Source organism: Pedobacter gandavensis, from assembly GCF_014172405.1.
GTDB classification, from domain to species: domain Bacteria; phylum Bacteroidota; class Bacteroidia; order Sphingobacteriales; family Sphingobacteriaceae; genus Pedobacter; species Pedobacter gandavensis.
In genome coordinates this window covers 90878-113766 of record NZ_WNXC01000003.1, presented here as the reverse complement: position 1 = coordinate 113766, position 22889 = coordinate 90878, and the positions used below count along the sequence as shown (strand labels likewise).

Here is a 22889-nt window from a genome sequence, read left to right as displayed (position 1 = left end):
AAACAGGCTATGAAAAAATACCTTTTAATATGCTTCTTAAGCTTTACCTGTATGGGGGCTTTTGCACAGAAGTTTGCGTATGTAGATACAGAATATATTTTGAAGCACCTTCCGGAATACAAGTCTTCATTGAATGAGCTGAATGTAGCTTCACAACAATGGCAGACACAAGTAGATCAGAATTTTGTGGAGATCGATAAAATGTATAAAGCATACCAGGCAGATCAGGTATTGCTTACTGCAGATATGCGTAAGAGAAGAGAGAATGATATCATCGAGAAGGAAAAAGAAGCTAAAGATTTTCAACGTAGAATCTTTGGACCAGATGGAGAACTTTTCCAGAAACGTGGTAAGTTGTTAGGGCCGATTCAGGATAAAGTAACCAAGACGATTACGGAAGTAGCAAAAGGGAAACAACTGGATTTCATCTTTGATAAAAGCAGTGAAGCAACCATGATGATTTATGCCAGCAGTAATTATGATGTCAGCAATGATGTGATTAGATTGCTTGGTTTTAAACCAGGAACGATTCTTAAGTAAGCAAACACAAATAGATAAACAAGTAAAAACAATTTATTAAGACAAATAGAAATGAGAAAGTCAATTAACGCATTTTTTATCGCAGCGGGGTTATTGTTTACTGCTAACGTAGCAAATGCACAACAAAAATTAGCACACCTGAACTCGGCATTGATCATTGAAGCTATGCCAGAGGTTAAGGACGCAAGAACTAAATTAGAAGCATTCGGTAAAGCTAAGCAAGCGGATGTAGAGAAAATGATTGCTGAATACCAAGTTAAACTTTCTGCAGCTGAAGCAAAGCAAAAGACCATGAGCGAAGCCAACAAAGAAACGGTTGGTAAAGAATTACAAACGGCGGGTGCTGAATTGCAAGATCTTCAAAAACGTATTGAAGATGCAAGAGCTAAAGCACAACAGGAAATGGAAGCTAAAAATGCAGAATTGTTTAACCCTATTCAGGTGAAAGCGGATGCAGCAATTAAAGCTGTTTCTAAAGAAAAAGGTTTTGCTTATGTATTTGATACTGCAAACCAAGCTTTAGTTTACTGGGATGGTGGTGATGACATCACTGCTGCTGTTAAAGCTAAATTGGGTATCTCTGCAACTGCAGCTCCAAAGAAATAATTAGAATTAAAATATTTAAATTGCGGGATGGTTGATAAAAACCATCCCGCTTTTTTTTACAATGAATACTGGACAATCTATAGGCGTTTTTGATTCTGGGTATGGTGGTTTAACCGTGTTTAAATCTATAGCCAAGCAGCTGCCGCAATACAATTATATTTATCTGGGTGATAATGCCCGTTCTCCTTATGGAGACCATTCTTTTGAAACTGTTTACCAGTATACTTTAGAATGCGTAGAATGGCTGTTTGAGCAGGGATGCCCATTGGTCATCCTCGCTTGTAATACAGCTTCAGCAAAGGCCTTGCGTAGCATTCAGCAAAAGGTACTTCCGGTTAAGTATCCCAATCATAGGGTGTTGGGTGTAATCAGGCCAACAGCAGAGGTGGTAGGGGAGTATACTTCACATCGGAAAATTGGGGTAATGGGAACAAGGGGTACAGTGAACTCCAATTCTTACCTGCTCGAGATTAATAAGTTTTTTCCGGATATTGAAGTCCAGCAGCAAAGTTGTCCGATGTGGGTGCCACTGATAGAAAATAATGAACACCTCAATCCTGGTGCTGATTATTTTGTGCAGAAGTACCTGGATCAGCTGTTGCAAAAAGATGCGGATATTGATTGTATCCTTTTGGCTTGTACACATTACCCATTGCTCATTCCTAAACTTCAAGCCATTTTGCCTTCCGGAATTGAATTGCTTGGACAGGCGGATATTGTGGCCAATAGTCTGGATGTATATTTGAAAAAACATCCTGAAATAGCCATAAAGATTGCTCAGGAAAGTAAAAGAAGATTTTTTACTTCGGGCGATACGGAAACCTTTGACCAACATGCCTCCATTTTCTTTGGCGAGGATGTTCAATCGGATAAAATGCATCTTAAGGTTTAATCGTCTACTCAGATCAAATCAAGAAAACACAATAGCCGCTCCCTTCTGGGAGCGGCTATTTACCTGCAATGGAAGGATGAAGAATCAATTATAATCTTAATGAAAGATTGTATTTCTTTCTAGGTTCTGAAAATTATTAACGGTAAATTTGCGGCTCAAATCACACACGAATGAGCGACTCGATTAAGCACGAATGCGGTATTGCCTTTATCCGCCTTTTAAAACCTCTCTCATACTACCAGGAAAAATACGGTACTACTCTTTACGGCCTAAATAAGCTTTACCTATTGATGGAAAAGCAACACAACCGTGGACAAGATGGCGCCGGTATTGCAACCATTAAACTTGATGTTAAACCAGGACACCGCTACATCAGCAGGTACCGGTCTATGGCTCAAAATGCGGTTTCAGATATTTTTGGCTATGTACAAAGTAAATTTGTAGACATCCAGAATGAAACGCCTGAGCTGATGCAAGATTCTGAATGGTTGAAAACCAATGTTAGTTTCATCGGAGAAGTTTTACTAGGTCACCTTCGCTATGGTACCCATGGTAAGAATAGTATTGAAAATTGTCACCCTTTCCTACGTCAGAACAACTGGATGACCCGTAATCTTGTGATTGCTGGTAACTTCAACATGACGAATGTGGAAGAGTTGTTAGAGCAACTTTATGAGCTTGGACAACATCCGAAAGAAAAAGCGGATACGGTAACAGTACTTGAAAAAATCGGTCATTTCCTAGACGATGAAAATCAAGAGCTTTTTGATGCTTATAAAAAAGAAGGATTAGACAACGTAGAAATCACCCACAAAATCTCTGAAGGTTTAGATATCGCTAAAATTCTTCGTCGTTCTGCAAAGAACTGGGATGGTGGATACGCAATTTCTGGTATCGTTGGTAATGGTGATGCTTTTATCCTTCGTGACCCTTCAGGAATTCGTCCGGCATTCTATTATGCAGATGATGAGATTGTAGTGGCTGCCTCTGAAAGACCAGCAATTCAAACTGCTTTCAATATTCCATTTAAAGATGTGAAAGAAATCGAACCTGGACATGCACTTATCGTTAAGAAAAATGGTAAAGTAACTCAGGAAGTTTTCAGAGAGCCTCAGGAAAAAAGAGCTTGTTCATTTGAACGCATTTATTTCTCTAGAGGATCTGATGCCGACATTTATAAAGAAAGAAAACATTTAGGCGCATTGTTGTGTGATCAGATTCTGAAAGCAGTAAGTGCAGACCTTAAAAATACAGTATTCTCTTTTATCCCAAATACCGCTGAGGTTTCTTTCTACGGAATGGTAGAAGGTTTACACAGCTATATCAGAGAAGTACAAATGGATACTTTGGTGAATCGTAAAGCACAACTGAGCGATGAGGAATTAACTGAATTGTTATCCATGAAGCCAAGAGTAGAGAAATTGGCCATTAAAGATGTAAAACTAAGAACGTTTATCACGCAAGATGCCGATAGACAAGATATGGTGGCGCATGTTTATGACACTACTTATGGTGTAATCAAAAACGATACAGATACCTTAGTAGCGATTGATGATTCAATCGTTAGGGGAACAACCTTGAAGCAAAGTATCATTAAGATCATTGATAGGTTGCATCCTAAGAAGATCATTATTGTTTCTTCTGCTCCACAAATCCGTTACCCGGATTGCTATGGTATTGACATGTCTAAAATGGGAGAGTTTGTTGCTTTTGAAGCAGCGATTCAATTGTTGAAAGCACGTGGTATGGAACACATCATTGAAGATGTTTATCAGAAATGTAAAGCTTCGCTGTTGTTGCCAAAAGAACAGATCGTTAACCATGTGAAAGACATTTACAGACCTTTCACGCAAGAAGAGATCTCTGCACAAATCACAAAAATCATTACTCCTGAAAACATCAATGCAGAAGTAGAAGTGATTTATCAGACCTTAGATAATTTACATGTAGCTTGTCCTGATCATACCGGCGACTGGTATTTCTCTGGAAATTACCCAACACCAGGTGGTAACAAGGTTGTGATTAAAGCTTTCGTAAACTGGAAAGAAGGAAGCAACCAAAGAGCTTATTAATAAAGCAATTCATAAAATACAAATCCCCGTCTGGTTATACCTGACGGGGATTTTTTTATTTATAATGTTTTAATAAGACCTCTATGAATAAACGGATGGCGAAGATGATAATCACAGCGCCTGCAATCCTGTTGAGGTTTTGTATGGTTCTCTCTTTGATGCGGTACCTGAGTTTTGCCGCATAATAGGTTTTTATACCGTCCACAGTCAGCTGTGTGGCCATGGCTACAATAAAGAAAACTACCTTTTCTGCCATAGTAAGGTGGAGTTGCACGGAAATAATGCCACCTACCATAATCCAGAACATCAGCGTGGTTGGAGATAAGAGGCACATTAAGAATCCTTTAAGGATGTATCCGCGCTTTTTAATCTTCGCAATTTCCCCCACATCATAACTTACTTTTACCTTGTTGAAAAGGTAATACAGTCCGATTCCAAATAAAAAGAGGCCTCCTACGATGCCTATATATTGAAAGTATTCTGATTTATAGTCTACAAACTGTGCACTGAAAATGGTTAGGGTGATAAAGATAATGTCACTAAAAATCACACCTACCGCAAGAGAAAATCCGGCTTTGAAGCCTTTCTCAATGCTCGTTTTAATCATGGAAAAGAAGACAGGACCCGTTAAAAACGAAAATAATATACCTGCACCCACCCCCTGTAATATTGCTTCAAACATTCACCTAACTTCTAAAATTATGCTAATATGCGATTTTATGAATAAAATCACCCTTATTATTTTAATAGATTCCCGACTGTACCCTACAGATCTACCCCTCAGCAGAGGAATAGGAAAGCGCCAGTGTGTAAACATTACACTTTAGCAAACAGTTTTTTTTATTTATGTTTAGCGCACCAAAATAAGTTATACGATTATATGGAACAACAATCTAAAAAAAATTATGGCACCGCATTGTACACAATTATCACTGTGTTCTTTTTCTGGGGCTTTGTTGCTGCTTCAAATGGTATTTTTATACCATTCTGCAAAGCGCACTTTAATCTGACTCAATTCGAGTCTCAACTTATTGACTTTACATTTTACGGTGGATACTTTATTGGGTCGCTGTTGTTGTACTTCGCCTCTCAAGCCAGTAAAGTAGATATTCTGAATAAAATCGGTTATAAAAAGGGGATTATCGCCGGATTGCTCATCTCTGCAGTTGGTGCATTGATCATGATTCCCGCGGTTCATTCCGGATCTTTTATCTTTATCTTATTTACTTTTTTCGTGATTGCCCTGGGTTTCTCCCTTCAGCAAACTGCAGCAAATCCTTTTGTGGTGGCTTTAGGTGCGCCAGAAAGTGGTACGCACCGTTTAAACCTTGCTGGTGGTATCAACAACCTTGGTGGTTTAATGGGCCCGGTTATCGTGAGTGTGGTTTTATTCGGTACCGCAAATGATGCAATTCCGAAAGCAGTAGAAATCAGCTCTATCAATAACCTGTACCTGATTCTTGCTGGTTTGTTTATCGCAGTAGCGATCTTCTTTGCCCTTTCTAAATTACCAAAAGTAACGAGTGATGAGAAAATAGAAGCCAGTCCTAAGCCTAATGGTCCACTGGTAGTGATGATCCTTGGTTTCTTACTGGTTGCCGCTGCGGGTCCTTTAGCACATGGCACAGGGATTCCTTCTTATGTATTTGTTTACTCTGCACTGGCCATCATTCTTGGTGCTTTATTGTATGCTTATACCGTTAAAAAAGATAACCCTGAAAAATGGGGTGCCATGCAATACCCACAATTGGTATTGGGTATGTTGGCAATTTTCATGTATGTAGGTACAGAAGTAACCATTCAAAGTAACCTGGGTGCCTTGTTGAACCTAAAAGAATTTGGCGGTTTAGCAGAATCTGAGATCAAACAATACATCTCTCTTTATTGGGGAAGTATGATGATCGGACGTTGGACGGGTGCAATTTCGGCCTTTAGCATGTCTAAAACTTTGAGAAACATATTGACTGTAGTGGTACCATTCGTTGCCTTCGGGGTGATCTTAGTCGTCAACCACTTCACAGGAACTGACGTGGGTAACTTATATGTATATGGGATCTGTATCGCTGTAATGATTGTTGCTTTTTACCTTGGACAAGAAAAACCTGCTAAAACATTGGCAATTTTCGGTACGTTAGGTGCTATTTCTATGGTGATCGGTTTATTAACCACTGGACATATTTCGATCTTTGCTTTTGTAAGTGGTGGATTGTGCTGCTCTATCATGTGGCCGTCGATCTTTGCATTGTCGATCACAGGTTTAAAGAAATACACCAGTCAGGGTTCTTCCTTCCTGATCATGATGATTTTAGGTGGTGCGATTATCCCGCCTATTCAAGGAGAACTTGCCGATACTATTGGTATCCACAGTTCTTATATCGTTCCTGCAATCGGCTTTGCTTACCTGGTATTCTTTGCCTGGAGAGTGAGCGCAGTGCTGAAAAGCCAGGGCATTAATGTAGAAAATATTGAGTCCGAAGGAGGTCACTAATTATATTTAACCTGAAAGCTTCCCATTCATTCAATGGGAAGCTTTTTATTTATACCCAGATGAGTAAAAAGAGTTTCGATCATATTTACATGAATTTAGCAGTAGATCTTGCTGCACGTTCGCATTGTGTAAGAGCGCATGTTGGTGCGGTGCTGACAAAAGATACCAGGATTATTTCTATCGGTTATAATGGGCCACCACCAGAAACACACAATTGTGATGAAGAATGGCCGGAGACGGGCTGCGACAGAGATTCCAGGGGCAGTTGTTCCCTTGCCCTGCATGCAGAAGAAAATGCAATTTTATATGCCTCAAAAAATGGCGCTAAAATCGAAGGGGCTACCTTATATACTACGCTTTCCCCTTGTATCGCCTGTGCAAGATTGATCTTGTCGTCCGGAATTAAGAAAGTTTTATACCAGGATTCTTATGCGGAATACAAAGGATTGCCTAGTGATGAGGGCGTAGATTTTCTAAGAAGGTTCGGTGTGGAAGTAATTAAGTACCAAATCGAGGTTAATTGACATTCTGTCTTGTACCAGCAGGTAAGTTTTCTTAACTTTGGCCATGCTAGAAAAAATCATTATTCTCGATTTTGGTTCCCAATACACGCAGCTAATTGCCCGCAGGGTACGCGAACTAAATGTGTATTGCGAAATTCATCCCTTCAACAATATTCCTGAAATCACATCAGACGTAAAAGGTATCATCTTTTCAGGTAGTCCATTTTCGGTTCGTCAAGCAGACGCTCCACAGATTGACCTGACTAAATTCCACCTTAAATACCCAGTATTGGGCGTTTGTTATGGTGCGCAATATATGGCGCAACAACTTGGTGGTGAAGTTCAGGCTTCATCAACTCGTGAATACGGCAGGGCTAACCTGAATTTCGTTGCTAGCGGAAATAAATTATTTAAGAACATCAATTTGGACTCTCAGGTATGGATGTCTCATGGAGATACCATCACTAAGATCCCTGAAAACTTTGAACTGATTGCAAGTACGGACAGCGTAAAAGTTGCAGCTTATCAGATTAAAGATAGTGAAACGTACGGTATTCAGTTCCATCCGGAAGTGACACACAGTACTGATGGAAAACAATTGTTGGAAAACTTCCTGGTAGATATCTGTGGATGTCACCAAGAATGGACTTCAGCAGCTTTTGTAGAAACCATCATTGCTGATTTAAAAGAAACTATTGGTGATGATAAAGTGGTACTTGGCCTTTCAGGTGGGGTAGACTCTAGCGTTGCTGCGGTATTATTGCACAAAGCAATCGGTACCAACTTACACTGTATTTTTGTAGATAACGGATTACTTCGTAAAGACGAATATGAAAGTGTATTAGAACAATATAAACACCTGGGTTTAAACATCAAAGGTGTGGATGCTAAGGACCGTTTCTTAAGCCAATTGGCTGGTGTAACTGATCCTGAGTTGAAACGTAAAGCAATCGGACGTGTATTTATCGAAGTTTTCGATACAGAAGCACATCTGGTAGAAGACGTGAAATGGTTGGCACAGGGTACGATCTACCCAGATGTAATTGAGTCGATCTCTGTAAACGGAGGTCCATCAGCTACGATTAAATCTCACCATAATGTTGGTGGACTACCTGATTTCATGAAACTAAAAGTAGTGGAGCCATTGAAAACTTTATTTAAAGATGAAGTGAGAAGAGTAGGTACTTCATTAGGTTTAGAGCATTTCATCATTGGCCGTCATCCTTTCCCTGGTCCAGGTTTAGCCATCAGAATTCTTGGTGAGGTAACTCCAGAGAAAGTAGCTATCCTTCAGGAAGCTGACGCAATTTATATCAATAACTTAAAAGAAGCAGGTCTATATGATAAAGTATGGCAGGCAGGAGCAATCTTCCTTCCAGTACAATCTGTAGGTGTAATGGGCGATGAACGTACTTATGAGAATGCCATCTGTCTTCGTGCAGTGGAATCTGTAGATGGTATGACTGCCGATTGGTGTCATTTACCTTATAACGTACTCGCTAAAATTTCTAATGAAATTATTAACAAAGTAAAAGGAATAAACCGCGTAGTATATGATATCAGTTCAAAACCACCCGCTACAATTGAGTGGGAATAAGTATTGGCTGATCCTTTGTATTGCTTTCTTATTTTCGGCATGTTCGCCGAAAATAAGAAAGTCTACAAATAAAACTCCCGATGGCCAGGGTAAAGAGAAAGAAGTTGAAAAGCCTGCAGCGCGGTTTACACAGGCTAATATTTCTTTGCTGATCCCTTTCCGCCTAAATGAAATTAACCTAAAGACAGCCAGCAAAGCTGAAGTCGATAAAGCAGCAATGGCCATAGACTTTTACCAGGGTTTTAAACTGGGAATAGATTCGGCAGCAAGCTTAGGCTTAAATTTCAAAGTAAATGTTTACGATACCCGTGATTCCAATGCGCAGATCGATGCATTGGTCAACAGAGGCACACTAACCTATAGTAACCTGTTGGTAGGGCCGGTATTTCCACAAGGCATTAAACAAATTACGCCTTATGCTATTGCCAGAAATATTCCTGTAATATCGCCTTTAGCAGCTACACATCCTTCTGAGTTTAACAATCCTAACCTGATTTCGGTAGTCAATAACATCGACCTCCATGCAGCTAAAATTGTCAACTACGTGGCCAAAACCTATGCGCCTGAAAATACGATAGTCGTGTTGATCAATCCAAAATCGGCGAGTGATGAGGTTGTCGCATTACCTTTACGCCAGTATTTTAAAGCCAATAAGAAAGCATTTTTACTGCAAGAATATCCTTCCGTATTTAGTATGGAAACGAAAATGCAAAAGGGTAAGACCTACGTAGTCATTGTGACTTCTTCCGATCGTAAGTTTGTCATACCAACTTTAGATAAGTTGGTCAAGATTAAAAATAAAGGTTATGATCTGAATCTATTTGGACATCCGGATTGGATTAAACAGAATTATAATGTCGATAAATTACAGGCTTTAAATACCAGTATTACTTCTTCTTATCATGTAAATTACCGTAGTCCGGAAGTCGTAGAATTTATTAGGAAATATAGAGCAGCGTTCAAATTTGAGCCTTCCGAGTATTCTTTTAAAGGCTTCGATATTGGTTTCTACTTCGGTAAACTATTTGCAGAACACGGGGCTAATTATTTAAAATACCTGACCAAAGAGAAATACGAAGGACTACACAATGCCTTTGATTTTTATCACGATGAGAAACTGGGGTATATCAATACCAGTTTAATGCTTTTACGCTATAAGAATTTTGCTATAAATATTGTAGAATGAGAATAGAACACCAAATCCGGGCATTTGAGCAGATTTTTAAAAGCTACGACGGGCTGTTGCCTCTACATCGGTTTTTACACCTCTATTTCAAACAGAATAAAAAGATGGGCTCTTCGGATAGAAGATGGTCCAGCCGTTATATATATAGTTTTTTCAGGCTAGGCAAGGCCCTGATGAAGGAACAACAGGTTTTACGTTTGGCAATTGCTGATTTTTTATGCAATACCACTCCGAGCTTGGTGGTGGATACCCATTTACCAAACCTGGCCGACCAAATCGAATTGCCACTGAAAGCTAAATTGGCATTAATTGAATCCGCTTTTCCTGCCTTTAAATTGTCGGATGTTTTTTCTTTCCATCAAAATTTAAGTGCGGCAGTAGAAAAGGAAGATTTCTGTGAGTCTTTCTTCATTCAACCAGACTTATTTCTTAGGGTAACTAAAGGACATTTGAAGTCTTTGCTGGCCGATTTAAAAGCACATGAAGTACCAGTGAAAGAACTCAGTGAAACGACACTGATGCTCCCAAACGGAACTAAACTGGAAAATGTATTCCCCAACCAAAAGTTTTATCAGGTACAAGATCTGTCCTCTCAAAAGACAGGTTTATACTTTGAGCCAAAAGCATACGACCGATGGTGGGATTGTTGTGCTGCCTCAGGGGGGAAATCCTTGCTGCTACACGACCTTGAGCCTACCGTGCAGCTCGTAGTGAGTGATGTTAGAGAAACAAGCTTAAACAACCTGGATGATCGTTTTCATGAAGCGGGGATCAAGAAGTATCAAAAGAAAGTATTAGATCTGTTGCAGAATAACGATCAGGACTTACATGATTATGAATTTGACGGTATTATACTGGATGCACCTTGTTCCGGATCGGGTACCTGGGGACGTACACCAGAAATGTTGTACTACTTTGATGAACATAAAATCACTATGTACAGCCGCTTGCAGCGCGGAATTGCCAGCAATGTGGTTAAATATCTGAAACCAGGAAAACCACTGATTTACATTACCTGTTCTGTGTTTAAACAGGAAAATGAAGAGGCAGTGCGATATCTGGAAGAAAACTTTCCCTTAAAGCTGGAGAAAATGGAAGTAATTAAAGGTTATAAGGATGCTGCAGATACGATGTTTGTAGCCCGTCTGATTAAAACGGAACCTGCCTAACACAAAAACAGCAGCTATAAAGAGATTCGTCTAAAAATAGAATGCCCCGGAGTTTGATCTTCGGGGCATTTTTATGAAGTGAGAATTTGTGCGATTACAAGCCTGTATTGTTTCTGAATAGTTTAATGGCGATAGCCAGGAGGATCACCCCAAATGCTTTTCTCAATACATTCAAACCAGCCTTACCAAGTAAGCGTTCTAAACGATTGGTGTTTTTTAATACAAAATAGACAAACACCATATTGATCAGGATACCCGCAATGATGTTCTGCGTGGCATACTCTGTCTTTAAGGATAAAAGGGTAGTCATGGTTCCTGCTCCTGCAATTAATGGGAAGGCTAATGGAACAATAGACACGGTTTCAGGAACATCTTCCTTGAAAATGGTCAATCCAAGGACCATTTCCATTGCAATCACGAAGATGACAAAGGAACCGGCAATCGCAAAAGATTCTACATCCAGGCCGATTACTTTTAATAAGGTTTCTCCCGCAAAAAGAAAGATAATCATCAATGCTGTAGCTACAATAGTTGCTTTTTCAGATTGAATATGACCGGCTTTCTTTCTAAGTTCTATCACGATTGGGATGGCACCCAGGATATCAATAATCGCGAACATGATCATTGAACAAGAGAGGATTTGACTGAAATTAAATTCCATAGCAGCTGTTTTATGCTGCAAAGGTAAATTATTTTGTCATAAGAAGGTGACCTGTGTTAAAACAAAAAGGCCTGAGTTTCATCAGATGAACTCAGGCCTTTTAGCTTTAAAAGCCTACTCCGTTAGTAATTGGAGGCTTATAGTTTAGCTTTCACGTTTTTAGAGGTAGCAGCTCGGTACAGGTAGATGAATACATGTACTATCGCAAATATCAGAGAGAAATAATATAATCCTGTGTCAGTTCCATTGGTGGTATGGTGGTGAACAATCGCCACAATAATCAACAATACCGCTAAGGCTAAACCAATGTAAGAAACTACTTTATTACTTCTGGCAAGTGTTACCGGGTTATTGTCAGACAATAAACTGTTTTTGATTCCGTAGAATAAATACACGTTTACGCCGATAATCATCCACACCAATAAACGAACCCAGGTATCTAATGGAAGGAAAACCATCATTCCCAGACATACGACTACACCTAAGATCGGGATTAGCGGTACCATTGGTACTTTAAATGCTCTTGGAAGATCAGGCATGCGTTTTCTCAAGATAATGATACCGATACATACCAGGATAAAGGCAAATAAGGTACCGATACTTGTCATTTCACCTACTACTCTTGCCGGAACAAAAGCGGCAAATAAACTCACAAACACCATGAACAAGATGTTGCTCTTTGCAGGTGTGCTGAATTTAGGGTGAACTTTAGAGAATACAGCTGGTAATAAACCATCCTTACTCATCGAGAAGAATACTCTTGATTGTCCCAATAACATCACCAGGATTACCGAAGAATAACCACCTAGAATCGCCAGAATAATCGCTTTGTTTAACCATGGGTAAGCTGGAGTTACAATTCCTGCCGCATTTTTAACACCCATATTGTCAATTGCAACAGCAACCGGAGCAATACCATCCTGACCTTTGAATAAGTCGTAGTTGGCTACACCTGTCATTACATGCGCAAATAAGATATAAAGAATCGTACAGATAAATAAAGAAACCAAGATACCGATTGGCATATCTTTCTTCGGGTTTTTAGCCTCTTGTGCTGCAGTAGATACCGCATCAAAACCAATATAAGCGAAGAATACAATACCCGCTGCTCTGATGACACCACCCCATCCGTTTTCAAAGAAACTGGCATGACCTGGCTTATCCGCAGGGATAAAATATGGAGAGTAATTGTCTGCATTGATGTATTTCCATCCTAAGAAGATAAAGATGAATACGATCACCACTTTAACGGCTACAATCACACCATTGATGATGGCTGATTCTTTAGTACCTCTGATCAATACCAAGGACATCAATACAATGATGAACACGGCAGGTAAGTTAAACATACCGTTAACGATCGTTCCATCGGCAAGAGTAGCGGTATCAAATGGTGACATCACTACCTGTGCGGGTAGGTGAAGGTCGTAGTATTCGAGAAACTTGACCAGGTATCGGCTCCAGCTAATAGAAACGGTAGCGGCACCAACTGCATACTCTAATACCAAATCCCAACCAATAATCCAGGCAACTAATTCGCCCATAGTGGCATAGGAATAGGTGTATGCACTTCCCGCAACAGGGATCATAGAAGCAAATTCTGCATAACATAAGCCTGCAAATCCGCATCCTATTGCTGCAATAACAAAGGAAATGGTGATGGCCGGGCCGGCATTATTGGCTGCTGCTGAACCTGTAATGGAAAATAATCCAGCACCGATAATGGCCCCAATACCCAAAGCAACCAGATTTACGGGGCCTAGGGTTCTTTTCAGTGCCCCTTCTCCGCTTTCGGAAGCTTCTTTTGTAAGTAAGTCGATTGACTTTCTAAAATTCATAGTTTAAAGTTTAGTAAAAGGTTGTCTATAGTCTTTTTGGTTTGTAATCAGATTGTCAAACCTAAATAAAGATGTTTAAAAATAAAAGGGATTTTTATTCAAAATCCCTTTTATTAGTAACAATTGTAATATTATGGTTTGACAGTGATCGTGTCTACCAGGTTCTTTAGCGTGTCAATTCGCTCTAAGCCATTCGCATCTATTGTTTTCATCACCCGAATTTCTTTAATGACTTCATGACTGGATTTAACCTCTGCTCCTACGCCTACGGCAATGTAAGGAGCAATTACGAGGGAGACGATAGACATTAATTTGATTAAAATATTCATAGAAGGGCCTGAGGTATCTTTGAATGGATCACCTACGGTATCACCAGTAACAGAAGCTTTATGTGGTTCAGATTTTTTATAAAACATCTCCCCATTGATTTCTACTCCTTTTTCAAAAGACTTCTTGGCATTGTCCCAGGCACCACCGGCATTGCTTTGGAAAATCCCCATGAGTACACCTGATACGGTAACTCCAGCCAGTAAACCGCCCAACATCTCTGCAGAACTTACAGAAGGAAACACATCTTTAAATCCGAATCCAACAAGGATAGGTACCAATAATGCAATCGCTCCGGGTAACATCATTTCCCGGATGGAAGCCTTGGTTGAAATGGCGACGCATTTTTCATACTCAGGCTTGGCTTTGTATTCCATAATTCCCGGAATTTCGCGGAACTGACGGCGAACTTCCTGAACCATTTCCATAGCCGCTTTTCCTACAGCAGCAATACACAAGGCAGAAAAGATAAATGGAATCATGGCTCCAACAAATAAGGCGGCCAGTACCGGTGCTTTGTAAATGTCAATGGCATCAATCCCGGCAACACCCACAAAAGCAGCAAACAAAGCCAGTGAGGTTAGCGCAGCTGAAGCAATGGCAAATCCCTTACCCGTTGCGGCGGTGGTGTTTCCTACGGCATCCAGGTTGTCTGTACGCTCACGAACCTTTGGAGGAAGCTGACTCATCTCTGCGATACCACCAGCATTGTCTGCAATCGGACCGAAGGCATCAATGGCAAGTTGCATGGCAGTAGTGGCCATCATACCAGCAGCAGCAATCGCTACGCCATATAAACCGGCAAATGCATAAGAGAAGATAATTCCGCCTGCGAGTACCAGAATAGGGGCAACGGTGGATTTCATACCTACAGATAATCCGGCAATAATATTGGTGGCATGTCCTGTTCCGGACTGCTGAATAATTGATTTTACGGGACCTTTTCCCATTGCGGTATAGTATTCTGTGATGATACTCATCAGTGTACCAACTACAAGACCGACTAAAATTGCATAATAAACATCCAGTTTACTAAAACTTACCCCCCGAAGGTGTAAATGCGGGGGCAGCATGAACATGACGATAAAGTAACAGGCAATAGCAGTGAGGATAATGGAACTCCAGTTGCCAAGATTTAAGGCTGTTTGTACATTGGAATCTTCGCCTTTAATGCGCACAAACCAGGTGCCTACAATAGAGAATAGAATCCCAAGGCCACAAATTACCATGGGTAACAATACCGGTGAAAATCCATTCAGCTGGTCTACCGCAACGCCATTTAGTTTTTCTACTACAATTTCTTGTCCCAATACCATGGTGGCAAGAATGGTTGCTACATAGGAACCGAATAAATCGGCACCCATGCCGGCTACATCACCCACATTATCGCCAACGTTATCGGCAATGGTGGCTGGATTTCGAACATCATCTTCGGGAATTCCCGCTTCTACTTTGCCTACTAAATCAGCACCCACATCGGCCGCTTTGGTGTAAATACCACCACCTACACGGGCAAATAAAGCGATAGACTCTGCCCCTAAGGAGAAGCCAGTCAGTACTTCAATCGCTGTTTTCATCTCAGTGCTGTTGGCACTAACCACATGGAAAACTTGCAAGAAAACAATGAATAAACCTCCTAAACCTAATATCGCCAATCCGGCAACTCCTAATCCCATGACTGTTCCACCGGTAAAAGAAACCTTTAAAGCTTTTGCTAAGCTGGTTCTTGCAGCCTGTGTGGTTCTTACATTGGCTTTAGTTGCAGCTTTCATCCCAATATATCCTGCGGTAGCAGAAAAGACAGCGCCAATGATGAAGGCAACAGCGATGATCCAGCTGGAATGTAGGACAACACCATTGATCTCGTGAATGTTCCCGGAATAGGCCAGTAAAGCTGCAGTAAATGCCACGAAAATGCTGAGCACTTTCCATTCCGCTTTCAAAAAGGCCATGGCTCCATCGGCTATATAGCCTGCAAGCTCTTGCATTTTCGCATCACCAGCATCTTGTTTGTTCACCCAGGCACTTTTTATGGCCATTACGAGAATGCCAATTAAACCCAGCAAGGGGATAAAGTAAATTAGATTTTTTTGTAAGAACTCCATACTTAGTTTAAGGTTATTTGGTTATTTGTTGATTTACTGGGTATAGATTTGCTCCTTTTTGGGGGAGCCGCGTGTTCACAGATCAGATAGAGCTACGTAAATTTAACAGTGTTCCTTTAAAAAGCAAATTTTTAATAAACTGATTGTTAAGGTTTTTTTTATAAAAAATAATTTAATGGTTCTAATGCCTTTGGAGGTAACCGGTTTTTGATTTTTTTAAATATATTAGCACAAACTAACCAAACAAAATGAAAGCATCAAATTGAACCACAATTAATTGTATGCCTTTAAATTCCTTGATGTTTTTAGAAGATCTTCATCAGATGTTCAGCATAAATGGATGCTTCATTTTAACCTAAAATAAAAAAATGGAAAAAGAAAGTCAAGATGGCTCTTTCAAAAGAGAACTTGGATTATTAGATGGTACCATGCTGGTCGTAGGATCAATGATCGGCTCTGGTATTTTTATTGTAAGTGCTGATATTGCCAGACAAGTAGGATCTGCGGGCTGGCTCATCGTGATTTGGGTGCTGACTGGACTGGTCACTGTCATCGCTGCGGTGAGTTATGGAGAATTGAGTGCGATGTTTCCTAAAGCAGGTGGACAATATGTGTACTTGAAAGAAGCTTACAATAAACTAATTGCTTTTCTATATGGCTGGAGCTTTTTTGCCGTCATACAGACTGGAACTATTGCCGCAGTAGGCGTGGCTTTTTCCAAATTTTCCGCGTATTTGTATGAACCTTTAAGTGATACTAATATTCTTTGGCAATTGCAGACTGGAACAGCTGCCAATGGGACACCAGAGTATTTCGCATTGAACGCCGCACAGCTGGTCTCCATTGTGACCATTGTTTTCTTAACGTATCTCAATAGTCGCGGGGTAAAAGACAGCAAGACGCTGCAAACCTTTCTAACGATCATTAAAATATTATCACTTTTCGGCTTAATTGTTTTTGGTTTTACCCTTGGGGCAAAAGCAGAGGTCTGGAATGCAAATTGGTCGGATGCCTGGAGTCTGAGGTCCCTGAATGTAGAAACAGGTTCCTGGATGACTATTGGAGGTTCGATACTATTTGCCGCTATTTCAGCTTCTTTAGTAGGTTCTTTATTTTCCAGTGATGCCTGGAATGGAGTTACTTTTATTGCTGCTGAGATCAAAAACCCGAAACGTAATGTTGGGCTCAGCTTATTTCTGGGGACCTTTATTGTAAGTGTGATTTATGTACTGGCCAATCTGATGTATGTAGCCGTAATTCCCATCAATGAAATTGCCACAGCTAAATCGGACCGCGTAGCCGTAGTGGCTGCCCAGCATATTTTTGGAAATGCAGGAACCATTATTATTGCCCTGATGATCATGATTTCAACATTTGCCTGTAACAATGGACTGATCATGGCGGGAGCAAGGGTTTATTATACAATGGCTAAGGATGGGCTTTTCTTTAAAAAAGCGGCCACGCTAAATAAAGCGAGCGTACCTGCCTGGGCATTGTGGATTCAATGTTTTTGGGCATCAGCATTGTGCCTGACTGGTAAATATGGGGCATTACTTGATTTTGTGATGATCATCGTGATGATTTTTTATATCCTGACGATTTTAGGCATCTTTATTTTAAGGAGAAAAATGCCTAATGTAGAACGCCCATATCGCGCTTTCGGTTATCCGATACTACCTATGCTCTACATCATCTTTGCGACAGTTTTTTGTGTTTCTTTATTGATCACCAAAATGAGTACCTGTGGCTGGGGAGTGTTAATCATGTTGGCTGGAATCCCGGTGTATTACCTCACCAAGCAGAAGGACAAAGATCTTGATCCTGTAAATTAAACCAGGATAGGGTGCTGTTACGGCTATAATTTGATTATTTTTGGACAATAATAAGTACTATGGAAGAGGATGTAATCCTGAAGATCAGTTACCGGATAAAAGAAATAAGAAAAGAAAGAGGCATTACCATTCAGGAGCTGGCAGATCGGGCGGGAGTAAGCAAAGGCTTAATTTCTCAAATTGAAAATAACCGTACTGTACCTTCCTTAATGGTATTGATAGACATCATTAAGTCGCTTGATGTGGACTTAAACCAGTTTTTTAAAGACATCTCGGATAGTGCAAACAAAGCACCTGTGGTGGTCAAAAGAAAATCGGAATACGAATCATTTGAAAAGGAGCAAGCCCTGGGGTTCTTGTACAAGCGCATCCTTACTAAATCTATCAAGAACGCTACTGTAGATATCGTATTGTTGGAATTGGAGCCAAATGCTTCCAGGCCAATGGTGAGAACCGAGGCTTTTGAATACAAATATATTCTCGCAGGAAATGTGAAATACCATTTTGAAGATCAGGATATCGAATTGTCAGCAGGTGATTCGTTGCTCTTTGACGGCCGCTTAGCCCATACCCCTACAAATGTAGGAACGGATAAAGCAATCATGCTCATCCTTTATTTCTTCGAAGAGGTAAAGGCTTAATCTCTATAGACAAATTATCCCTTCTTTAGCTCCGCTCATTAGATTATGGGAGGTAAAGAAGGGTATAGACAAACAGGATACTTATGGTCAATAAAATGAGGATATTCATTTTGTGAGCAAAGTTCAGCGTATGCCCCATAGACCTTTCGCGCTTGGGCACGAATAATCTGGAATCTTGCGGGTTCCAATAGATGAATCCCATTTTGTAATTAACAATGTTATCGACCGGGTCTATGTCCATTTTGAGATGTTTTTTTAAGCGTTGTTTTTATAAATATATGGTTTTCAGTTAATTTACAAAACTCTGTTAAAAAAATAATTGCAAGTTTTTAAAAAAAATATACTCCTGTTTATTTCATTATTTATTCTTTAGGTATCAGGTCTTATCCTGTATTATAAATAGGCTTTTCTAGGTCTTTAGCGGTAGTTTGGTTCTCTGGCTCCTGAATCTTTGTCTTTAGTCCAAATTCGCTATTTCTTTCTCCTGGGTTTTATTTTATGGACTTTTCAGGAGGTGTTTTTTTCTTGTCAAACCGGAATGAATAAACGTGTGGAAAATATTTTAGCTTAAACCTGAACTTGCAGCCGCATCAAAACAAAATATCTGCTGATTTGTAGTTATATCACGTAATTAAGAACAAAATACATTTCCATGGAAAAAATGATTCAAGCCTTATTCAATACAGAAGTAGAGGCATTTAAAGGTTTAAAAGCGTTGCAGGAGCTTAACCTGACACACGATATTTCAGTTGGTGAAACCTATATATTAACACGTGATGAAGATGGAAAGGTAAATATCCGTTCGGCAAAAAATGAGTCGGCAGGGAACGGGGCACTGACAGGTGGCGTAATTGGTGGGTTAATTGGCCTGTTGGCGGGTCCACTTGGATTTATCGTTGGCCTGGCTGGTGGAATAATTGCAGGTTCTGCAGGGGAAACCTTGAAAGCAGAAGGGGTTTCAGATTACCTGGATCAGATTTCTACGAATATTCCTGATGGTAAGTCTGTTTTGATTGCTCATGTTTGGGAGAGCTGGGAAACACCTGTTGATGCTTTACTTGGTCCATTGAGTGTGGAACTGAAACGCTTTAATTTGGATGAGAAAGTTTTTGTCCCAGCAAAAACAGAACTAGATAAACTTCAATCTGATATTGAGGTTGCTGAAGCTAAACTGAAAGAAGTAGGGGAATCGGAAAAAGCCGATTGGGAAAATACCCTGGCAAATTTGAAAGCCAAGCGTGCCGCATTGGAAGATAAGTTAAAAACCCATCATGCACATCAGGAAAAACAATACGAAGAATGGATCAGCCAATCTCCTGCTGAACAGCAAGTAGAAGATGCCGAGAAGCAAGCACGATTGGAAAATAGAATTAAGAAGCAGAAAACGCGTCTTGACGAGTTAAAAAAGGATAAATAATTGTTTAAAGCGGGCCTTAAGCCCGCTTTGGTTTTTCTATATTCATGAGTACTACTGCGGATAAGATCATAACAATTCCTGTCCATTGTAGCACATTGACCGGTTCTTTGAGTAGAAAATGTGCCATGAGCACGGAGACCGGTATTTCAACCGCTGCAATAATGGTACCTAACCCGACCCCGGTAAGTGGCATCCCCATGGTAAAAAGTAATGGAGGAAGAATGGTTCCAAAAAGAGAGAGCAGGATCCCCCATCGCCAAAAGATATCATAAGAAAAGTTCGTGTTCAAGGAAGCATGAAAAATGAGCATAATGATGATCAATCCTCCCAATACCAAATACAGACTTCTCCTGACAACCGGCAAATGAAGGGCTATCCCATTAGAGGCATACACGGTGATGGTGTAAGATAAGGCGGCTAGCATTCCCCAACCCAGGCCACGCCAGTCTAAGCTGACCGAAGATTTTAAGAGGTTGGTAGCCAATATAGTCCCGGCGATGATGATCAGCACCGAAATGATTTTCCGGTTTCCAGGTCGCCTTTTATGAAGGATCATCTCTAAAATTACGCCCATCCATACCGTTTGCATCAACAATACAATTCCCACGCTTACGGGGATATATTGAACTGATAAATAATAGAAAGTACTGGTTAGACCCATTGCTGTTCCGGCAACCATCAGTTTCAACAGGCTTTTCCAATTGGAGGGCTGTTTGATTCCTGCTGCGGCTTCAGTCCTCGATGCTGCGGTTTGTCTATTACTGAACATACTGATCATTAATAAACCGATGACACCAATGGTAAATTGTGACAAGGTGACTTCCGCCGTGGTATAACCTTCCTTATAGGCCATTTTAACGAATGTAGCTAACATCCCATAACTAGCTGAGCCCAGCCCCACAAAAATACTTCCTTTTATTAAGTTGTTTTTCATCAGATTCTTTAATACTGCTGCAAAGAAAGCTCTTTTTTAACAAGGAAGTGTTTACATAGGTTGAGGCTTTTACAATTCTGCCCGGATTCTGCTGAGCTGTGTTGGGGTAATCCCAAGATAGGAAGCCACATGATGTAGCTTTAAACGCTGTAGTAATTGCGGTTGCTTGTGTTTGAAATCCAGGTATCGTTGTCCGGCAGTTTCATACTTCAGACTAATTTCTCCAATTTCCTTTTCAATCACCCAATGTTGTTCCAGATAACGAATGTAAAACCTGGAGATGTCCGGGAACTGTTGGGTCAGCAGGCGAAAGCCTTCAAACGGATAGCTGATGATTTCTGTAGGTTCCAATGCCTGGATCGTGAACTGACTGGCTTGCTGTAAAAGCATGGCACTGGTTGAAGCCACCAGCGTTTGTTCCGGGAAGAATTTTTTGATGACGGTAGCGCCATCTTTATCGGTATAGAAATAGGAAAGCAGTCCTTTTTTTACAAAAGCCACCCGTTTAGGGGTACTGCCTTCCCTTAGAAAATACGCCTGTTTGGCCAGCTTTTGCTCCGTCAGTAATTCCTGCCAGGCCTCTTGTGCGGCTGTAGAAATTATCGCATAGCTGTTGATGTATTTCCAGAATTCTTCCATTGGATTTAAGCCTCGTTTAGCAGTTCCTGAAAACGCTCAATAAACTGGCCAACATGATAACCATCCATTAAAGCATGGTGCACATGTATAGATACGGGCATTGTTCTTTTTCCTTCGGATTCCGTCATTTTACCAAAGGAGATTTTTGGATTACTATCTGCAAAAGTAAAGCTTCTGGCATGGGACATGGAAGTGAAATCAATCCATGGGAGTGCTGAATAGTGAATCACACAATCTCCAGAACTAGCAGGGAAAAGCGATGTTCCTTTTCTAACCGTTTCCATTTCCTTTTCAGCGATAATTTTGAACTCAGAAAAATCCTCATGGTAATCCATAAAAGAGAAGCCGAAAGAACCATCTGGTCTGTCGATGGTTGGTGAAGCATTCACCTGATCAAATATCCAGACCTGATCTTCCACAATCCGATAACGGAAAGAAGGGATGTCATTTGCCGCCTGTAGTGATTTATGCAGGTAATGAAGAAAAAAGGAAATGCCTTTTGCTTTGGCACTGGCATAGGCAATTGTACAATCTATATGGATGGTTACGCCAAAAAATGGTTCTTCAAATTGGCTGAAGAAATGAAAATGGTCTTTTCTTGACCAGGTATTTAAGTCTAAAATTTGTGTCATTGGGCTCAATAATAAAATGTTGATGCTTAAAGTAGTTGTGGTAAAATTTCAGACAGTGATTTTATTTGGTGGAAGTTTTCATGCTCCAATGTGTGGTCGATCTGCTCATGTGCCCAGGTGGTATGGTAAGGAATGTGCACGGCATGACCGCCAATTTCAAGTACAGGCATCACATCTGATTTTAAAGAATTTCCCAGCATCAGGAAGTTTTCAGGCTTACAATCTAAATGTTTGAGGAGCTTCAGATAGTCTTTTTCTTTTTTATCACTCATAATCTCAATGTGATGAAAGTAAGTGGCCAGACCGGATTTTTCCAGTTTCCGTTCCTGGTCTAAAAGATCGCCTTTAGTGGCCACCACCAGTCGGTATTTTCCTTTTAAAGCTTCCAATACCGCTTGTACTTCATCTAATAATTCGATGGGTTTGTTGAGTAATTCCTGGCCGTATTGAATGGTTTTATGTAGAATTTCAGGATTTGCAGTATTGTTCGTTACGCGGAGTACGGTTTCAATCATGCAAAGCATAAAGCTTTTTACACCATAACCATATAAAGACAGGTTTTGCATTTCAGTTTTAAACAGCTCTTGTGAAACACTATGGTGGGGGAGGTAATCTTCCAATAAAGCGCAGAACTTTTGTTCTGCTTCTAAAAAGTACGGCTCATTTACCCAAAGGGTGTCATCTGCATCGAAAGCAATTACTGCTATATTTTTCATAATACTGATTTAAAACAGGGTCAAATATCGGTTTTTTGCCTAATACATCAAGTTTGTCATGCTGAATTAAGTTTAGCGTTTGTTTAATGTCAAA

At 40.3% G+C, this 22889-nt stretch carries 21 protein-coding genes; 12 read left to right on the top strand and 9 right to left on the bottom strand.

Going from position 1 to position 22889, the window contains the following annotated elements; translation table 11 throughout:
• Positions 1 to 9 precede the first annotated feature (9 nt).
• From GM920_RS10650 to GM920_RS10635, 4 genes are all read left to right on the top strand, one after another.
• Entirely contained in the window at positions 10 to 540 is a 531-nt protein-coding gene (locus tag GM920_RS10650; RefSeq protein ID WP_182956867.1) for an OmpH family outer membrane protein, read from the top strand.
• Positions 541 to 591: 51 nt separating this feature from the next.
• Positions 592 to 1146, top strand: coding sequence for an OmpH family outer membrane protein (locus GM920_RS10645; RefSeq protein WP_182956864.1), 555 nt, complete (start codon positions 592 to 594; stop codon positions 1144 to 1146).
• 61 nt (positions 1147 to 1207) lie between these two features.
• A complete protein-coding gene (murI, locus tag GM920_RS10640) occupies positions 1208 to 2038 on the top strand; it encodes a glutamate racemase (protein ID WP_182956860.1) in 831 nt (276 codons plus the stop codon).
• A 170-nt stretch (positions 2039 to 2208) separates the two neighbouring features.
• Positions 2209 to 4110, top strand: a complete 1902-nt coding sequence (locus GM920_RS10635) for an amidophosphoribosyltransferase (RefSeq protein ID WP_182956858.1) — start codon at positions 2209 to 2211, stop codon at positions 4108 to 4110.
• A 55-nt stretch (positions 4111 to 4165) separates the two neighbouring features.
• Here GM920_RS10635 and GM920_RS10630 read toward each other — a convergent pair whose 3' ends face one another.
• Positions 4166 to 4792, bottom strand: a complete 627-nt coding sequence (locus GM920_RS10630; RefSeq protein WP_182956855.1) for a LysE family translocator — start codon at positions 4790 to 4792, stop codon at positions 4166 to 4168.
• 198 nt (positions 4793 to 4990) lie between these two features.
• Here GM920_RS10630 and GM920_RS10625 point away from each other — a divergent pair, with 198 nt between their 5' ends.
• From GM920_RS10625 to GM920_RS10605, 5 genes are read left to right on the top strand one after another with little or no spacing between them, the layout of a single operon-like run.
• Complete coding sequence (locus GM920_RS10625) at positions 4991 to 6598, top strand: MFS transporter (RefSeq protein WP_182956852.1); 1608 nt, start codon at positions 4991 to 4993, stop codon at positions 6596 to 6598.
• A 59-nt stretch (positions 6599 to 6657) separates the two neighbouring features.
• Positions 6658 to 7122, top strand: coding sequence for a deoxycytidylate deaminase (locus tag GM920_RS10620; protein WP_182956849.1), 465 nt, complete (start codon positions 6658 to 6660; stop codon positions 7120 to 7122).
• A 43-nt stretch (positions 7123 to 7165) separates the two neighbouring features.
• On the top strand, positions 7166 to 8698 hold the full coding sequence (gene guaA / locus GM920_RS10615; RefSeq protein WP_182956845.1) for a glutamine-hydrolyzing GMP synthase: 1533 nt from the start codon (positions 7166 to 7168) through the stop codon (positions 8696 to 8698).
• Complete coding sequence (locus GM920_RS10610) at positions 8655 to 9884, top strand: ABC transporter substrate-binding protein (RefSeq protein ID WP_182956842.1); 1230 nt, start codon at positions 8655 to 8657, stop codon at positions 9882 to 9884. The genes guaA and GM920_RS10610 overlap by 44 nt, the downstream gene beginning before the upstream one ends.
• Complete coding sequence (locus tag GM920_RS10605; RefSeq protein WP_182956839.1) at positions 9881 to 11053, top strand: RsmB/NOP family class I SAM-dependent RNA methyltransferase; 1173 nt, start codon at positions 9881 to 9883, stop codon at positions 11051 to 11053. Before GM920_RS10610 ends, GM920_RS10605 begins: the two co-directional genes overlap by 4 nt.
• Before the next feature lie 94 nt (positions 11054 to 11147).
• Here the strand turns inward: GM920_RS10605 and GM920_RS10600 are convergent, their stop codons facing one another.
• The 3 genes from GM920_RS10600 to GM920_RS10590 all read right to left on the bottom strand — a co-directional run bounded on the left by GM920_RS10600 (position 11148) and on the right by GM920_RS10590 (position 15984).
• Positions 11148 to 11714 carry a MarC family protein gene (locus tag GM920_RS10600; RefSeq protein ID WP_182956837.1) on the bottom strand — a complete coding sequence of 189 codons (567 nt, stop codon included), beginning with the start codon at positions 11712 to 11714 and terminating at the stop codon, positions 11148 to 11150.
• A 137-nt stretch (positions 11715 to 11851) separates the two neighbouring features.
• Entirely contained in the window at positions 11852 to 13552 is a 1701-nt protein-coding gene (locus GM920_RS10595) for an amino acid permease (protein WP_182956834.1), read from the bottom strand.
• A 131-nt stretch (positions 13553 to 13683) separates the two neighbouring features.
• Complete coding sequence (locus GM920_RS10590) at positions 13684 to 15984, bottom strand: sodium-translocating pyrophosphatase (RefSeq protein WP_182956831.1); 2301 nt, start codon at positions 15982 to 15984, stop codon at positions 13684 to 13686.
• 368 nt (positions 15985 to 16352) lie between these two features.
• Here GM920_RS10590 and GM920_RS10585 point away from each other — a divergent pair, with 368 nt between their 5' ends.
• Together GM920_RS10585 and GM920_RS10580 are read left to right on the top strand one after the other, a co-directional pair.
• Positions 16353 to 17816: an APC family permease gene (locus GM920_RS10585; RefSeq protein WP_182956828.1), complete on the top strand. Its 1464-nt coding sequence runs from the start codon at positions 16353 to 16355 to the stop codon at positions 17814 to 17816.
• 59 nt (positions 17817 to 17875) lie between these two features.
• The gene (locus GM920_RS10580) at positions 17876 to 18457 is read left to right on the top strand and encodes a helix-turn-helix domain-containing protein (protein WP_182956825.1); all 582 of its coding nucleotides are present in this window, start codon (positions 17876 to 17878) and stop codon (positions 18455 to 18457) included.
• A gap of 43 nt (positions 18458 to 18500) precedes the next feature.
• Here GM920_RS10580 and GM920_RS23715 read toward each other — a convergent pair whose 3' ends face one another.
• A complete protein-coding gene (locus GM920_RS23715) occupies positions 18501 to 18659 on the bottom strand; it encodes a DUF5808 domain-containing protein (protein WP_235964510.1) in 159 nt (52 codons plus the stop codon).
• A gap of 450 nt (positions 18660 to 19109) precedes the next feature.
• On the opposite strand from GM920_RS23715, the gene GM920_RS10575 reads away from it, so the two are divergent.
• Positions 19110 to 19874 (top strand): DUF1269 domain-containing protein, encoded by a 765-nt coding sequence (locus tag GM920_RS10575; protein WP_182956822.1) that lies wholly within the window; start codon positions 19110 to 19112, stop codon positions 19872 to 19874.
• 16 nt (positions 19875 to 19890) lie between these two features.
• On the opposite strand, the gene GM920_RS10570 is transcribed toward GM920_RS10575, so the two are convergent.
• The 4 genes from GM920_RS10570 to GM920_RS10555 form a co-directional block, all read right to left on the bottom strand.
• Positions 19891 to 20808 (bottom strand): DMT family transporter, encoded by a 918-nt coding sequence (locus tag GM920_RS10570; RefSeq protein WP_182956819.1) that lies wholly within the window; start codon positions 20806 to 20808, stop codon positions 19891 to 19893.
• A 69-nt stretch (positions 20809 to 20877) separates the two neighbouring features.
• On the bottom strand, positions 20878 to 21447 hold the full coding sequence (locus GM920_RS10565; protein ID WP_182956815.1) for a Crp/Fnr family transcriptional regulator: 570 nt from the start codon (positions 21445 to 21447) through the stop codon (positions 20878 to 20880).
• A 5-nt stretch (positions 21448 to 21452) separates the two neighbouring features.
• Complete coding sequence (locus GM920_RS10560) at positions 21453 to 22079, bottom strand: chloramphenicol acetyltransferase (RefSeq protein ID WP_182956813.1); 627 nt, start codon at positions 22077 to 22079, stop codon at positions 21453 to 21455.
• A gap of 26 nt (positions 22080 to 22105) precedes the next feature.
• Positions 22106 to 22795: an HAD family hydrolase gene (locus GM920_RS10555; RefSeq protein WP_182956810.1), complete on the bottom strand. Its 690-nt coding sequence runs from the start codon at positions 22793 to 22795 to the stop codon at positions 22106 to 22108.
• Between the last annotated feature and the right edge of the window lie 94 nt (positions 22796 to 22889).

What these genes read in the sequence shown, in the direction of transcription:
- GM920_RS10650 (WP_182956867.1), top strand. Translation starts at nt 10, where the DNA reads ATGAAAAAATACCTTTTAATATGCTTCTTAAGCTTTACCTGTATGGGG.
- GM920_RS10645 (WP_182956864.1), top strand. Translation starts at nt 592, where the DNA reads ATGAGAAAGTCAATTAACGCATTTTTTATCGCAGCGGGGTTATTGTTT.
- murI (WP_182956860.1), top strand. Translation starts at nt 1,208, where the DNA reads ATGAATACTGGACAATCTATAGGCGTTTTTGATTCTGGGTATGGTGGT.
- GM920_RS10635 (WP_182956858.1), top strand. Translation starts at nt 2,209, where the DNA reads ATGAGCGACTCGATTAAGCACGAATGCGGTATTGCCTTTATCCGCCTT.
- GM920_RS10630 (WP_182956855.1), bottom strand. Translation starts at nt 4,792, where the DNA reads ATGTTTGAAGCAATATTACAGGGGGTGGGTGCAGGTATATTATTTTCG.
- GM920_RS10625 (WP_182956852.1), top strand. Translation starts at nt 4,991, where the DNA reads ATGGAACAACAATCTAAAAAAAATTATGGCACCGCATTGTACACAATT.
- GM920_RS10620 (WP_182956849.1), top strand. Translation starts at nt 6,658, where the DNA reads ATGAGTAAAAAGAGTTTCGATCATATTTACATGAATTTAGCAGTAGAT.
- guaA (WP_182956845.1), top strand. Translation starts at nt 7,166, where the DNA reads ATGCTAGAAAAAATCATTATTCTCGATTTTGGTTCCCAATACACGCAG.
- GM920_RS10610 (WP_182956842.1), top strand. Translation starts at nt 8,655, where the DNA reads ATGATATCAGTTCAAAACCACCCGCTACAATTGAGTGGGAATAAGTAT.
- GM920_RS10605 (WP_182956839.1), top strand. Translation starts at nt 9,881, where the DNA reads ATGAGAATAGAACACCAAATCCGGGCATTTGAGCAGATTTTTAAAAGC.
- GM920_RS10600 (WP_182956837.1), bottom strand. Translation starts at nt 11,714, where the DNA reads ATGGAATTTAATTTCAGTCAAATCCTCTCTTGTTCAATGATCATGTTC.
- GM920_RS10595 (WP_182956834.1), bottom strand. Translation starts at nt 13,552, where the DNA reads ATGAATTTTAGAAAGTCAATCGACTTACTTACAAAAGAAGCTTCCGAA.
- GM920_RS10590 (WP_182956831.1), bottom strand. Translation starts at nt 15,984, where the DNA reads ATGGAGTTCTTACAAAAAAATCTAATTTACTTTATCCCCTTGCTGGGT.
- GM920_RS10585 (WP_182956828.1), top strand. Translation starts at nt 16,353, where the DNA reads ATGGAAAAAGAAAGTCAAGATGGCTCTTTCAAAAGAGAACTTGGATTA.
- GM920_RS10580 (WP_182956825.1), top strand. Translation starts at nt 17,876, where the DNA reads ATGGAAGAGGATGTAATCCTGAAGATCAGTTACCGGATAAAAGAAATA.
- GM920_RS23715 (WP_235964510.1), bottom strand. Translation starts at nt 18,659, where the DNA reads ATGGGATTCATCTATTGGAACCCGCAAGATTCCAGATTATTCGTGCCC.
- GM920_RS10575 (WP_182956822.1), top strand. Translation starts at nt 19,110, where the DNA reads ATGGAAAAAATGATTCAAGCCTTATTCAATACAGAAGTAGAGGCATTT.
- GM920_RS10570 (WP_182956819.1), bottom strand. Translation starts at nt 20,808, where the DNA reads ATGAAAAACAACTTAATAAAAGGAAGTATTTTTGTGGGGCTGGGCTCA.
- GM920_RS10565 (WP_182956815.1), bottom strand. Translation starts at nt 21,447, where the DNA reads ATGGAAGAATTCTGGAAATACATCAACAGCTATGCGATAATTTCTACA.
- GM920_RS10560 (WP_182956813.1), bottom strand. Translation starts at nt 22,079, where the DNA reads ATGACACAAATTTTAGACTTAAATACCTGGTCAAGAAAAGACCATTTT.
- GM920_RS10555 (WP_182956810.1), bottom strand. Translation starts at nt 22,795, where the DNA reads ATGAAAAATATAGCAGTAATTGCTTTCGATGCAGATGACACCCTTTGG.